General features: G+C 53.7%; 6 protein-coding genes. 4 read left to right on the top strand and 2 right to left on the bottom strand.

Going from position 1 to position 14,201, the window contains the following annotated elements; all coding sequences use genetic code 11:
- The first annotated feature begins 32 nt into the window (after positions 1-32).
- The 3 genes from ahcY to trmFO are packed head-to-tail and all read left to right on the top strand — an operon-like array spanning position 33 to position 3,222.
- Positions 33-1,319 (top strand): adenosylhomocysteinase, encoded by a 1,287-nt coding sequence (gene ahcY / locus ACZ52Z_RS06695; protein WP_464269976.1) that lies wholly within the window; start codon positions 33-35, stop codon positions 1,317-1,319.
- 47 nt (positions 1,320-1,366) lie between these two features.
- A complete protein-coding gene (locus ACZ52Z_RS06690; protein WP_464269975.1) occupies positions 1,367-1,888 on the top strand; it encodes a 3D domain-containing protein in 522 nt (173 codons plus the stop codon).
- Positions 1,885-3,222, top strand: coding sequence for a methylenetetrahydrofolate--tRNA-(uracil(54)-C(5))-methyltransferase (FADH(2)-oxidizing) TrmFO (trmFO, locus tag ACZ52Z_RS06685; protein ID WP_464269974.1), 1,338 nt, complete (start codon positions 1,885-1,887; stop codon positions 3,220-3,222). Before ACZ52Z_RS06690 ends, trmFO begins: the two co-directional genes overlap by 4 nt.
- Positions 3,223-3,230: 8 nt before the next feature.
- Here trmFO and ACZ52Z_RS06680 read toward each other — a convergent pair whose 3' ends face one another.
- Positions 3,231-5,012: a DnaB-like helicase C-terminal domain-containing protein gene (locus ACZ52Z_RS06680; RefSeq protein ID WP_464269973.1), complete on the bottom strand. Its 1,782-nt coding sequence runs from the start codon at positions 5,010-5,012 to the stop codon at positions 3,231-3,233.
- Between the two features lie 92 nt (positions 5,013-5,104).
- Between ACZ52Z_RS06680 and ACZ52Z_RS06675 the strand changes: the two genes are divergently transcribed.
- Positions 5,105-7,507 carry an ATP-binding protein gene (locus tag ACZ52Z_RS06675; RefSeq protein WP_464269972.1) on the top strand — a complete coding sequence of 801 codons (2,403 nt, stop codon included), beginning with the start codon at positions 5,105-5,107 and terminating at the stop codon, positions 7,505-7,507.
- 25 nt (positions 7,508-7,532) lie between these two features.
- On the opposite strand, the gene ACZ52Z_RS06670 is transcribed toward ACZ52Z_RS06675, so the two are convergent.
- Positions 7,533-14,108, bottom strand: a complete 6,576-nt coding sequence (locus ACZ52Z_RS06670; protein WP_464269971.1) for a cyclic nucleotide-binding domain-containing protein — start codon at positions 14,106-14,108, stop codon at positions 7,533-7,535.
- Positions 14,109-14,201: the final 93 nt, after the last annotated feature.

Genomic DNA, 14,201 nt, shown 5'->3' with positions numbered 1-14,201 from the left:
AGCACCCCTTACAGGAGGTGCAGGAGCATATCATGACCGATTTTAAAGTTGCCGACATGGCCCTTGTTGAATGGGGAAGAAAAGAGATCGCCATTGCCGAGACCGAAATGCCAGGCCTGATGGCCCTTCGTGAGGAATACAGGGACAGTAAGCCGCTTGCCGGGGCCAGGATTGCCGGCTGTCTGCATATGACCATCCAAACAGCAGTATTGATGGAAACCCTGGTTGATCTGGGTGCGGAGCTGCGCTGGTCCTCATGTAACATTTTTTCCACCCAGGATCATGCCGCAGCCGCCGTTGCTGCAGCGGGTATCCCGACCTTTGCCTGGAAAGGCGAATCAGAGGAAGAATTTTGGTGGTGTATTGATCAGACTATTTTTGGCCCCGACGATTGGCGTCCCAACATGCTGCTGGATGACGGGGGAGACCTTACCCTGGTTATGCACCAGAAGTATCCGGAGTTGATGAAAGATGTTCGCGGTATTTCAGAAGAGACCACTACCGGCGTTCATCGGCTGAATGAAATGGCGAATGAGGGAACCCTGCTCTCACCTGCTTTCAATGTTAACGATTCCGTGACCAAATCCAAGTTTGATAACCTGTACGGATGTCGTGAATCGCTGTTGGACGGCATCAAGCGGGCCACTGATGTGATGATTGCCGGCAAGATTGCGGTGGTCGCCGGTTATGGGGATGTGGGTAAGGGATGCGCTCAGGCCCTCCGGGGGATGGGAGCAACGGTCCTTGTCACCGAAATTGATCCCATCTGCGCACTGCAGGCGGCCATGGAAGGCTATCGTGTAGTAACCATGGAAGAAGCTGCTCCTGTAGGAGAGATTTTTGTCACCTGTACGGGGAACCTGCGGGTTATCAGCAGGGAACATATGAACATGATGCCGGACCAGGCTATTGTTTGTAATATTGGGCATTTTGACTCTGAAATAGATATCGCCGGTATTCGGGAATTGCCATGGGAAAACATCAAACCTCAGGTCGATCATGTCATATTTCCCGATGGGAAACGACTGATCGTGCTTGCTGAAGGGCGACTGGTCAATCTGGGGTGTGCGACCGGTCACCCGAGTTTTGTGATGAGCAATTCCTTCACCAATCAGGTGCTGGCGCAGATTGAATTGTGGAACAACGGGGAACAGTACGACAATAAGGTTTATTTTCTTCCCAAGCAGCTCGATGAAAAAGTTGCTTATCTTCACCTGAAAAAAATTGGTGCCAAGCTTACCACCTTAACTCAAGAGCAGGCCGAATATATCGGCGTCAAAACCGAAGGCCCTTTTAAACCTGAATACTACCGCTACTGATAAGCATCCAGGGCAGTAGAACGGAAGCCTGCTGCCCTCTATTCACCATGCGTCTTGCTCTTGCTCTCCTGCTGCTCTTCTGCCTGTTTATGGGGGGATGTGCGGTGCATCACACCAGGATCATGGAAACCACAGCGTATTGCGGTTGTGGTCAATGCTGTTCCTGGGAGAGAGGAAGTTGGAAGTTTCTTAAGCTGGATTTCTGGAACAAATATGTCAGTGCCGGGAAACGTCAAGGCCTTCCCTACACCGGAAAGACAGCTGCCAATACTGATCCGCAGGAGCCTGTCCAAGGGCTTTTTTCAGCGGACAGTATGCATCGCCCCTGGATGATTCCCGTACGGGTCGTTTTCCCTTGGCTGTGGTTTTCCCGCGACGGAACCATTGCTGCAGATACCAGTTACTATCCTTTTGGTACCAGAATATATGTGCCGGGATACGGCTGGGGTGTGGTGGCCGATCGTGGATCAGCCATCAAGGGGCCAACACGTTTGGATCTCTATTTTGAATCCCATCAGCAAGCGCTTGCCTGGGGACGTCGCCGGGTTGAGGTAATAATCGAGAGATGATGAGCAGTCAGAAAGTATATATAATCGGCGGTGGGCTGGCAGGGTGTGAAGCGGCTTGGCAGCTGGCACAAAGAGGGGTTGAGGTCGAACTCTTTGAAATGAAGCCGGTGGCCTACAGCCCTGCCCATGAATCCGAGCAGCTGGGCGAGCTGGTCTGTTCCAACTCCTTCCGCTCAGACGCACCGGACGCAGCGGTTGGATTGCTGAAGGAGGAAATGCGTCGTCTTGGCTCACTGATCATGACCTGTGCGGACAAAACCAGGGTACCTGCGGGCAAGGCACTTGCCGTTGATCGACAGCAGTTCGCCCTCAACCTTACTGGAGCCATAGGTGGGCACCCGCTGATCACGATTCATCGCCGTGAGATTACAACGCTGCCCGATGCATCGGTGCAGCCGGTTATTGTGGCTACCGGGCCCTTGACCTCGCCTGCCTTATCCGAGGCAATAGCGGAATATACCGGTGAAAAACTTGCCTTTTACGATGCTATTGCGCCTATAATCGATGCTGAAAGTCTGGACAGGGGGCGCATTTATCGAAAATCCCGCTGGGACGATGAAGGCCCTGGTGATTATCTCAACTGTCCCATGACCAAGCAGGAGTACAAACATTTTTTATCTCTCCTGGAAGCAGCGGATACGGTCCCGTTAAAAGCCTTTGAGCACCCCAAATATTTCGAGGGCTGCCTGCCCATAGAGGTGATGGCCAGTCGCGGGGAAGATACCCTGCGATTCGGACCGATGAAGCCGGTCGGCTTGGCACATCCTGTCACTGGCGAGGTGCCGCATGCCGTGGTGCAGCTTCGGGCGGAAAACCGCCAGGGCACGATGTATAATATGGTCGGCTTTCAAACCAAGCTGACCTATGGTGAGCAGAAACGGGTTTTTCGCGCCATACCGGGACTGGAGCAGGCGGAATTTTTACGGTTGGGGTCCATTCATCGAAATACCTTTCTCTGTGCCCCGGCACTCCTGGACCAAACTTTGCAATTACACCGCCACCCGGGGGTGTTCATCGCTGGACAACTCTCCGGTGTGGAGGGTTACGTAGAAAGCGCGGCAATGGGGCTGCTTGCCGGGATCAATGCGGCCGGACTGGTCAAGCATGGGCAGCCTCCGGTTCCCCCGCCATCAGCCACTGCCTGTGGAGCGCTTCTGCGGCACCTGACTGATGCAGATCCACGCCATTTTCAACCCAGTAATATTAATTTTGGCCTGTTTCCTCCGCTGGAAAAACGGATGCCCAAGCGGGATAGAGGGAGCTATCGTGCAGCAAAGGCACTGAGACTGCTGGAGACCTGGCAGCAGGTGCTCGCTGAGCATGACAGCGAATAAATCGCAAATCAGTTTCTCCCGTTCTCCTCGATAAATCCCCAATAGGGGTAATCGAGACGATACCCTGCGATTTTCCCCGGGCTTTGTTCCCTGCTGGCAACCATCCAGAGGTTATTGATTCTGGCCGCCGGGTCAGTATCGTCGAACGGGTCCCACTCCGGCAGGAGCACAAGGGCATTGTCAGCAGAATAAGCAATATCCCCCGACCCTTTAAAGGAACCCAGCTGGGGTTGCTTTTCGAACTGTCCATCCATTCCACGAGTTAATTCGGAAATGACCAGAAAGGCGACGTCCAATTCATCACGGATCGCTTCCAGTTGCCGTAGCCACCCATCAATACCTGAACGTCGATGAGTGAGATCCTTGAACGGCAACTTGTGCAGGCTGTCGATGACTACCACCACGCGGTCGCTATTGGTTTCGTGACGAAGGAAATCGACGTGACGCCGCATGAGTTCAGGGCTGAGCTGGCGGTCATTCACCACTCGCAACCAGTTCAGTGCCGAAAGCAGTTTCTTTTGTGCAGCGGCATTTCTCTGCTGCTCGTCTTCTGTCAATGTATCGACCGACATCAGAGAATCGATGGGTATTTTGGCCCAACGGCAGAGGATGCGAAGGTAGATATTCTGTCTGCCGTTTTCAAAGTCATAATAGATAACCGGCACCTTTCTCGACGCTATTTCCGAGGCAATCTGGATGCAAAAGCAGGATTTCCCTGCTTTCGGGGTGCCGCCCATAATGGTGAGTCCCCGTAATCCGCCTAGCGCAAGGTCCAGTAGACGGAAACCTGTGGTGCAAGAATGCAGGTCTTTGTCTGCTGTTGCCGCCATTTTTCTCTGGAAGAGATGAAATTCTCGCTCCGGCGTGGCAAAGGGAGAAAATGCCCGCGCTTCACGAAGCATGGTAAACACCTCTTCCTGAAACGTTGCGCCCTTGTCTCTTGCTAGTCCGGTCAGTGAATATTTTCGTGGATGGTGTGTTCGCCAGCAAACGAGGCGTACCTTGTACCCGAGGGTGGTGGCAAAGGCATGTGCTGCTGCCCTTGATTCCACGGTATTGTTCACCCAGAGAAAGACGGTGCGCAACCATTGGAATTGGCGTGGATCAAGGTGCTCAAGGTCTGTGGCGGAAGGAACGGCAATGCCCGGCAGACCGAGAGTTTTCAGAGGGAGTAGGTTCCTTTCCCCCTCGACAATCACCAGGCTGCCGTTTTCACACCGCTCTATTTCGCAATGGTGAAAGATCCGAAATCGGTTCGAGCTGAAGTCCTCGTTACCATACCAAAAGGTGTCTTCTTCTTTGTCTGGATGGATGCAGCGGGCGGAATAAAAATTCCCGTCCGCCTGGACGTACGGGTAAACCAGGTATCGGCCGTTATAACCGATATGCATGGCTTTGAGTGTGGCTTCACTGATTGACTGTCGCTGAAAGGACTCGATCAGTTCCGGGGTCATTTTTTCGGTAAAGCCTGATATTTCCTGATTGATGTTTTTGGATGGAAATTCGGTTTCATGGCCGAAGTATTCACGGTCAGGGTCGTATCCTGGAACCGAAGTCGGTTCAATGGCCATTAACCTGGCAAAGTAGAGGGGGAAGCCGCCTCCGCAATAACGATTGGGACACCAGAAATAGCCGTGAAAAAAACTCTCCCTGTTGAGAAAAACGGTCATGGTGACCGGGTGGGGATGGTTCTGCTGTGCACAGATTGGGCATTGAGCTCTGAGCAGATTACCGGTAATCCGGCTCCCCGGCAGATGATCTAAGTAAAAGCGGCGTACGGCATCGGGCATAGTTGCACCTCGCGTGAAGAATGTTTATCTCTTTGTATTCAAACAGAAAGCTTTAACATGATCAACGAAATACCCTTTCTGGAGATAATGAAATGACTCACCTGGCTGATTATGAAAAGCTTGACCTCTTTTATCTCGGACGTGAGTGCGATCCGGAAACAGGGGAGTCCACCGAAATCCCATTGCTCGTACCCAATAATCAACTGACCACCCATGCTGTCATTCTAGGAATGACAGGAAGCGGAAAAACCGGGCTTGGCGTCGGTCTGCTGGAAGAAGCGGCAATAGATAGAATACCAGCAGTGGTTATTGATCCAAAAGGCGATATGGGAAACCTTTTGTTGAGCTTTCCCCAACTGCGTCCAGAAGACTTTCTGCCCTGGATTGATCAGACAAAGGCAGCGCAAATGGGAACGACTGCAGAGGAGCTCGCCAGGGATACGGCGAGGAGGTGGAAGAAGGGGCTTCAGGAGTGGAACCAGGGAGGGGAACGGATTGCGCGGATGCGTGAGCACGCTGCATTTGAACTGTATACACCGGGTAATGGATCGGGAAACCCGCTATCCATTGTGCATACTCTGGAGGCACCTGATCCCGCGACCCTCGAAGACAATGAAATGGCGGCCAGCCTGGTGAATGCGACCGTCAGTTCTCTGCTGGGCATTGTTGGCAAAACAGCCGATCCGTTGACCAGTCGGGAACATATACTGCTTTCCTCAATTCTTTTTCAGACCTGGAAACGCCAGGAGGATATGGACCTTGGAGCACTTATCAGTGCCATTGTCAACCCGCCTTTTGAACGGGTAGGGGTGCTCCCGTTGGAAACTTTTTATCCCCAGCGAAAGCGAATGGAACTGGCCATGCTGTTGAACAACCTGCTGGCCTCCTCGAGATTTTCAGCATGGATGGAAGGGGAACCACTCAGCATTGAAACACTGCTCCATACGGCAAACGGTGTGCCCAAGCTCTCTGTCCTATCTCTGGCTCATCTCAACGACGAGGAGCGGATGTTTTTCGTCACCTTGCTGCTGGGCCGCTTTATTGGCTGGATGCGCAAGCAGCAAGGATCAGACGGACTGAACTGTTTACTCTATATGGATGAAGTTTTCGGCTATCTGCCTCCTCTCGGCAAGCCCCCATCCAAGGAACCTCTGCTCCTGCTGTTGAAGCAGGCACGGGCATTTGGGGTCGGAATCGTATTGTCAACCCAGAATCCGGTGGATTTGGATTATAGGGGCCTTGCCAATATCGGTACCTGGTTCATTGGCCGTCTCCATACACAACAGGACCGGGAGCATGTGCTTGGCGGTATCGGTGGTAGTGGAACAACAGAGGAAAAACAGTTCCTGGGCGAACAACTCGCCCGTCTGCGGCCTCGTTCCTTTGTTGCCTATAGTGACCGGCAACGAGGAGCCATATTGTTTGAATCAAGGTGGGCGCTTTCCTATCTTCGAGGACCATTGACCATGGATGAGGTGAGACGGCTTGTCAATTCACAGCAAAAGAAAAAGCACCGTAATGATGGAGCCACCATGGCGGCCCAGGAGCATAGCTTTCAACCGACCTCCCACCCGCCGATCCTTTCCGCCAAGATACGTCAATATTTCGTTGAGCTGGGGTTTCCGGCATCAGTGGTACACCTGCAGCCGTCCCTGGTGGGAAAAGCGAAGGTACGAATAATAAACCAGCAACGGGCAATTGATCTCCTGCATGATATTTCATTGCGCTTTCCTCTTGCTGTTTCTTCCGAAGCAGCGGTCGCGTGGGGTGAGGCGGAACCATTCCCAGTTGCCTTGGCTGAATTATCAACCGATCCACCGCAGGGGGCACTGTATCACCCTCTGCCGGTTACCTTCCAAAGCATCCCTAGCCTTCGGGCCCAGGAAAAACAGCTTGGTGAATTTCTCTATCGCCAGATCACGCTGCCTTTGAAGCGGGTTCAGGCTTTGCGGTTGGAGTCAACCCCTCAAGAGACACCTGCAGACTTCCGTCATCGTCTTTCCACCGTGCTCGCAGCGCACAAACAACAGGCAGGAGAAAAAGTGAAAGCTGCCTTTTTTCAAAAAAAGGAGCGCCTGGAGGCACAACTGGAAAAAGCCTACCTGCGGAGAGAAAAAGAACAAGGGGATGTGAAGGCGAAAAAAATGGATACAGCCCTTGCCTTTGGCGTGGCATTTCTTGGTGCACTATTTGGTCGAAAGAGGCTCTCTGCGACAACTGTCACCCGCACCGCCCGCGGCATGCGAAATGCCGGCAAAATACTCAAAGAACGAGGAGATGTGGCTCGAATGGAAAGCGAGGTGGCCCGATTAGAAGAGGCGATGCAGCGGCTCAGCGACGATTTACAGCAACAACTGGTTGCCATAGCAGAAAAGTATGATCCTCTTAATTTTCCGGTGGAGGAAATTATCCTCAGGCCACGTCGGGTGGATGTGTACGATCTCCAGGTGTTCCTAGTCTGGGAGCCCTTGCTGGGGTCAATGGATCAGGGCTAATTTTCCCGGAATCAAGGGGCAACGATCAACCGAGGATATTTTGGAGGCCTTCCGCGTCCAGGCGTTCCAGGAATTTAAAATGTACAGCATAGTCACTCTCCAGGGTGTTGTGCGGTTGTATGCCGATGGATTGACCCTGGAGATATAAGTAATTGATTTTGCCGCCAACCGGTAGTACCACCTGCAACCTTCTGCCAAGCAGCAGTCTGGCGTTTTCCTTTTTGGTGATGCGGATGAGAAAGGCCAGGCCACCTCGTGAAATGTCGAAAATGTCGGCTCGGAATCCTCTTCCGATAGGTTTTCCCTGGTTGTCTGTTGGTTGCACCTGAATTTTTCGTGAAATTCTGAACCGCTGGTCCATGCGGCGTTCAAGGCCTTTTTTTCTTAGAATTTCTGGAACTTTATTGGTTTTTGTATAGAAAGCATGCAACTTGTTTTCCACACCGGGAAATTGTTCTTTGAGTTTTACCAACTGTTCTTGTCGGAGCACGTAGATGCGGGCCTGGGTTAGGGCTGTGAGGCTCAAGGTCCACGTGGAGGGATTAAATGTATTTTCCCCAACAATTTCCCCTCTGCCTAGGGTGGTAATGAAAATTTCCTTATCGCCGATGCGGTGGGAAGCTTTGACACTGCCCTGGTTGATGAACAGGAGTTCGTCGTTTTGCGCGCCCTGTTGTACAATAGTTTCTTCCGGAGAAAAAAGCCGCTCGCGCAGCTCATGGTACAGAGTATGAAATTCTTCAGACGTCAGTTCGTCTGTCAGCTGTGACCAAATATTAAGGTCATCCTGATTGATTGAGCCGCTTTTTTCCTGTTCAATGATCTCGCCTGAGCGAATGATTTCACTGAGCGCCATGGGGTCTATTTCATATATCCGTTCACGCAGCCGTTCGGCATTCTGGAAGTCGCCAGCTCGTGCGGTGGCGGTAATGAGATCAAAGAGCGCCTCTTTTGCCTCCTCGGTTTTTCCTTGTTCAAAAAGTTCGAATATGGCGTTTTCCTGTTCGGAAACTGAAGCAGGGACCGAAGTTGATGATGGGTCATCGTGGTGGGTGGTCATGGCGGTATTATCCGGAAGTTGATGACTGCTGGCGCTTGGTCTTCGGGCACGGATGCGACGAGCGGTCTGTGCGGCGGCGTTGCGTACTTCATCTGCATATCCTGCAATGCCGAGAACGGACTTGCTTTGGGCTACTTTTTGTAACGATGGCAGTGCTCGACGGGAGCCGATAATCCCGAGCGTCTTACAGAGGGTGAGTTGGAAAAAGGTTTTGTTCTTGCCTTGGAACGGCTTGTTCAGCTCTAGCAGGTCGGTAAGTGGACGAACGTAGGATTCGTCGGGAAAGTTGCCCATATGCTGCACAACCTTTGTTTTAAGCTGATTGTCCATTGTCTGCAGGGCTTGAAGGAGAAAACGGGGGATCGCCTCTCCGCCGATTTTTACTCCGGTGTTGAGCACCTCCTGTTGCACGCGGATATCATTGTAGCCGATATAGGGAAAGATAGAATGCATGAGTTCGGTTTCCCCTATCTCACCCAGTAAGCGGATGATATTGCGGGTTACATACCACGGTGATGGCTGATGAAGCTGCTCGAGCAGGATATCCCGTGCGGCATTTCCAGTTTGTTTGATCAGGTTGAACAACAGTTTTCGCTCAACGCGGCTCTCACTGTCCATCAGGTATTGCAATTGGTAGCCTGCGGACCGTTTACCAAGGTCGGTCAGCAGGTTGCCGGCATTCTCTCTTTGCGACGCATCTCCAAGATAAACCGTCAGCAGTTTCTGCAGGATTGCGTCGGAGCTTATCTTGTCGAGTGCCGATTCGCCATGCTCACGGATGGCTTCATTGACAGTGATGCCGGCGGCGGAAGAGGTGATCCGGTTTATGACACGGACGATCTCGAATGCCTTGGCGTAATTATCCCCTTCAAGGTGGTGATGGGCAAGCCCGGAAATAGCGGTGATAATGTGTTTTATGCTGTTTTCATCTTCTGCGAGGAGTTGCAGCGATTGTTCCAGTGCTGGCAGCAATTTGACTAGACGGTCCCACTGACCGTGCTCTGCCAGTATGCGTGCGGTGTCAGCCAAGGTCTTTGCAGCATGTAAACGGATCTCTTTTTTCTCGGACTGCAGAGCCACGGCAATATGCATCAGGAGTGTGTCCGCAGATCCATTCTCTCCCTCCTCGATGAACTCGATGACTTTATCTGGAAGTGCTTCGCAGGTATCCCGGTCGGCAAGTGCATCGGCATCATTGGCAAGGAGAGACTGGATGCCTTTGCGAATCTGTTCCGCCTTGTTTTTTGCTTCCTCTTCCTGCCGTTCCTGATACATGTCGACAACGGTCTGCATTTTGACGTTTTTTACCGTTTGCATCAACCGCTTATAGGCACTGGTGACAGCCTGGTCGGTTTCCCCTTCGGGAAGGAGCGCCTGGCCGCTAACAAACCGATACATCTGCTGGGTGAGTGTGGCGAGTTTATCATCTGTCAGATGCTTGACTACCTCGGTGTATAATTTTTCACCAAAGAGGCCTTTGAAACGTTGGACAAGTATCACACCCAGCTCATTTTCATCCAGTCCGGCCAGTTGTTTGCCTGCCTGGATAGCGATCTGTGCCTGTTGCTCGTTATCAAGAACACCGGCATACCCGTCAAGCAGCTGGTCGAAGCCGTTGAAGTCAGTTTGACCCTGATCGGCTGTCGGTGGGTCGACAGCCAATTGTGCTGCGCTGACGAGCATGGAGCCGGACCATGCGGGTTGCTGCAACCGGTTTTTGAGTTGGCCGGGCACAGGGCGCGCTCCAGCGGTAGTTCGGCGAAGCATTTCTGCGTCAACCTGCTGTGCGTAGGTTTGTTCGATAATGCTGCCTTTCGCGGTGTGGGTCAAACGCTGTAAAATACTGTTGTCGGGTGGAATTTGGGCAGGGGCGTCACTTGTTTTAGTCGCCAGCGGAATGGAGGAGGTGAGCATGGCCACCATCCTGTTGAGCTGTTTGGGATTGAGGTGCTCGATGGTCTCGTCAAGGAGTTCGTCAGAGACCTGTTCGATGATCTGGTGGTAGAGGGTGTCGCCGAAGAGTCCCTTGAACTTCTGTGCCAGGACGTTGCCGAGGGCCACGGCCTCCATGGAGGCGAGCTGTTGTCCTGCCCTGGCAGCGACCTGTTGCTGCTGTGGTTTGTCCAGGAGCTGCTCGTAGTGGCTGAGCATGCGGTTGACGGCCTCGGTATCGATGGCCCCCTGTGGCGGCTGGTCGTCGGTGGCCTGCTGAACGGCATTGGCGAGCACCGGTGCTGACCATTCCGGCTGCTGGAGGCGCTGGACCAGGTGCGGAGGCAGCTCGCCGATGGTGGTGTTGGGGTTATCAACGAGCTGGCGGGCATCGGCATTCATGGCAATGGTCTGTTTGATGCGTTCGCCCTTGCTGGAATTGACCAGTCGCTCGAGAGCCTGATCGTCGATGGCGGTGAAATCAGGGTTGCCGTTGTTGTCGATGGCCAGCGGAATGGAGGAGGTGAGCATGGCCACCATCCTGTTGAGCTGTTTGGGATTGAGGTGCTCGATGGTCTCGTCAAGGAGTTCGTCAGAGACCTGTTCGATGATCTGGTGGTAGAGGGTGTCGCCGAAGAGTCCCTTGAACTTCTGTGCCAGTACGTTGCCGAGGGCCACGGCCTCCATGGAGGCGAGCTGTTGTCCTGCCCTGGCAGCGACCTGTTGCTGCTGTGGTTTGTCCAGGAGCTGCTCGTAGTGGCTGAGCATGCGGTTGACGGCCTCGGTATCGATGGCCCCCTGTGGCGGCTGGTCGTCGGTGGCCTGCTGAACGGCATTGGCGAGCACCGGTGCTGACCATTCCGGCTGCTGGAGGCGCTGGACCAGGTGCGGAGGCAGCTCGCCGATGGTGGTGTTGGGGTTATCAACGAGCTGGCGGGCATCGACATTCATGGCAATGGTCTGTTTGATGCGTTCGCCCTTGCTGGAATTGACCAGTCGCTCGAGAGCCTGATCGTCGATGGCGGTGAAATCAGGGTTGCCGTTGTTGTCGATGGCCAGCGGAATGGAGGAGGTGAGCATGGCCACCATCCTGTTGAGCTGTTTGGGATTGAGGTGCTCGATGGTCTCGTCAAGGAGTTCGTCAGAGACCTGTTCGATGATCTGGTGGTAGAGGGTGTCGCCGAAGAGTCCCTTGAACTTCTGTGCCAGTACGTTGCCGAGGGCCACGGCCTCCATGGAGGCGAGCTGTTGTCCTGCCCTGGCAGCGACCTGTTGCTGCTGTGGTTTGTCCAGGAGCTGCTCGTAGTGGCTGAGCATGCGGTTGACAGCCTCGGTATCGATGGCCCCCTGTGGCGGCTGGTCGTCGGTGGCCTGCTGAACGGCATTGGCGAGCACCGGTGCTGACCATTCCGGCTGCTGGAGGCGCTGGACCAGGTGCGGAGGCAGCTCGCCGATGGTGGTGTTGGGGTTATCAACGAGCTGGCGGGCATCGACATTCATGGCAATGGTCTGTTTGATGCGTTCGCCCTTGCTGGAATTGACCAGTCGCTCGAGAGCCTGATCGTCGATGGCGGTGAAATCAGGGTTGCCGTTGTTGTCGATGGCCAGCGGAATGGAGGAGGTGAGCATGGCCACCATCCTGTTGAGCTGTTTGGGATTGAGGTGCTCGATGGTCTCGTCAAGGAGTTCGTCAGAGACCTGTTCGATGATCTGGTGGTAGAGGGTGTCGCCGAAGAGTCCCTTGAACTTCTGTGCCAGGACGTTGCCGAGGGCCACGGCCTCCATGGAGGCGAGCTGTTGTCCTGCCCTGGCAGCGACCTGTTGCTGCTGTGGTTTGTCCAGGAGCTGCTCGTAGTGGCTGAGCATGCGGTTGACGGCCTCGGTATCGATGGCCCCCTGTGGCGGCTGGTCGTCGGTGGCCTGCTGAACGGCATTGGCGAGCACCGGTGCTGACCATTCCGGCTGCTGGAGGCGCTGGACCAGGTGCGGAGGCAGCTCGCCGATGGTGGTGTTGGGGTTATCAACGAGCTGGCGGGCATCGGCATTCATGGCAATGGTCTGTTTGATGCGTTCGCCCTTGCTGGAATTGACCAGTCGCTCGAGAGCCTGATCGTCGATGGCGGTGAAATCAGGGTTGCCGTTGTTGTCGATGGCCAGCGGAATGGAGGAGGTGAGCATGGCCACCATCCTGTTGAGCTGTTTGGGATTGAGGTGCTCGATGGTCTCGTCAAGGAGTTCGTCAGAGACCTGTTCGATGATCTGGTGGTAGAGGGTGTCGCCGAAGAGTCCCTTGAACTTCTGTGCCAGTACGTTGCCGAGGGCCACGGCCTCCATGGAGGCGAGCTGTTGTCCTGCCCTGGCAGCGACCTGTTGCTGCTGTGGTTTGTCCAGGAGCTGCTCGTAGTGGCTGAGCATGCGGTTGACGGCCTCGGTATTGATGGCCCCCTGTGGCGGCTGGTCGTCGGTGGCCTGCTGAACGGCATTGGCGAGCACCGGTGCTGACCATTCCGGCTGCTGGAGGCGCTGGACCAGGTGCGGAGGCAGCTCGCCGATGGTGGTGTTGGGGTTATCAACGAGCTGGCGGGCATCGACATTCATGGCAATGGTCCGCTGGATCTCCCCTCCCTTGCCCGTATTGATCAACCGTTTGATAACCGCATGCTTACTATCTCCGGCTGGAGAACTGTCCGAACCTCCAGCTTGCTGGGCAAGGTCAATGATCAGGGTGTTGACCAGTTCATTGAGCTGTCGTGGCTGGAGATTGTCAATGGTCGCATTGAGAAGTGCATCTCCGGAGTTCGAATACGGCAGAAGCGTAAGGAGTTTGGTGAGTTTTTCAGGATCTAGGTGGGCAATGGTATCTGCTGATGCCGCAATATCTTTCTGGTGGCGAGCATCTTCAGTTGATTGGTCGTGGAGGGCATTGAATAAGGCTGTAGTGAGTTTGGCTGGATTCTCATGTTCTTGCAGCGCTTCGCCAAACATACTGAGCAGTGGTTCAAGGTGGCGTGGGATGGAACTGCCGAGAGTGGTGGCTACGCCGGTCTGGCCCATGATAAAGCTGGCCATTTCATCATCACTGATATTTACCCCTGAACCGAATCCTACCTGGTCTTCACGTACAACTTTTTCTCCTTCGTGGACGACCACAAACCGTTTGGTGTCTACACCCACTGAGGGCAAGTCAGCGTTTTGCAGTAGCTCTGGGACCTGTTCTTCAATGGCTTTCTTGCCAAGGAGGGGGGCAAGTATCTCTATAAATCGGGCGCACTCATCTTCAGTAAATGTACTGCGAAACGCAAGTGAGTGCAGTTTCAATTTTTCCAAAAAATCGATGATTCCTGCGACCTGTGGCCGGGTTTGGTCTTTTTCTGACAGCTGCTGGCCGTTTACCAGGATTTTTCTTTCCGATACCCCCAGGGTAACGTCCTCCCCGGTTGCGGGGTCAAAGAGTGCTTTATATGCCTGAAAAGCAGAGGCGATATTGCGTACCACCTGTGGGTTGGTCGGCGGATACAGGCGCATGGTTCGTAATGCGGTAAATAACCTGACAGGAAAATCGACAGAGTCTGCACTACGGTCATGGCGGGGCGAAGAAACATTGGTCATGGGGATTCCACACGGCAAAGTAGAGTTTTGCCCAATCTATGATGATATGTGTTCAGGAAAGATACAACAATACCGATGGAATCGCAACCTATG

The organism is Desulfogranum aggregans (genome assembly GCF_055398265.1).
The sequence above is the reverse complement of the archived record's forward strand: the minus strand, read 5'-3'. Positions and strand labels throughout refer to the sequence as shown.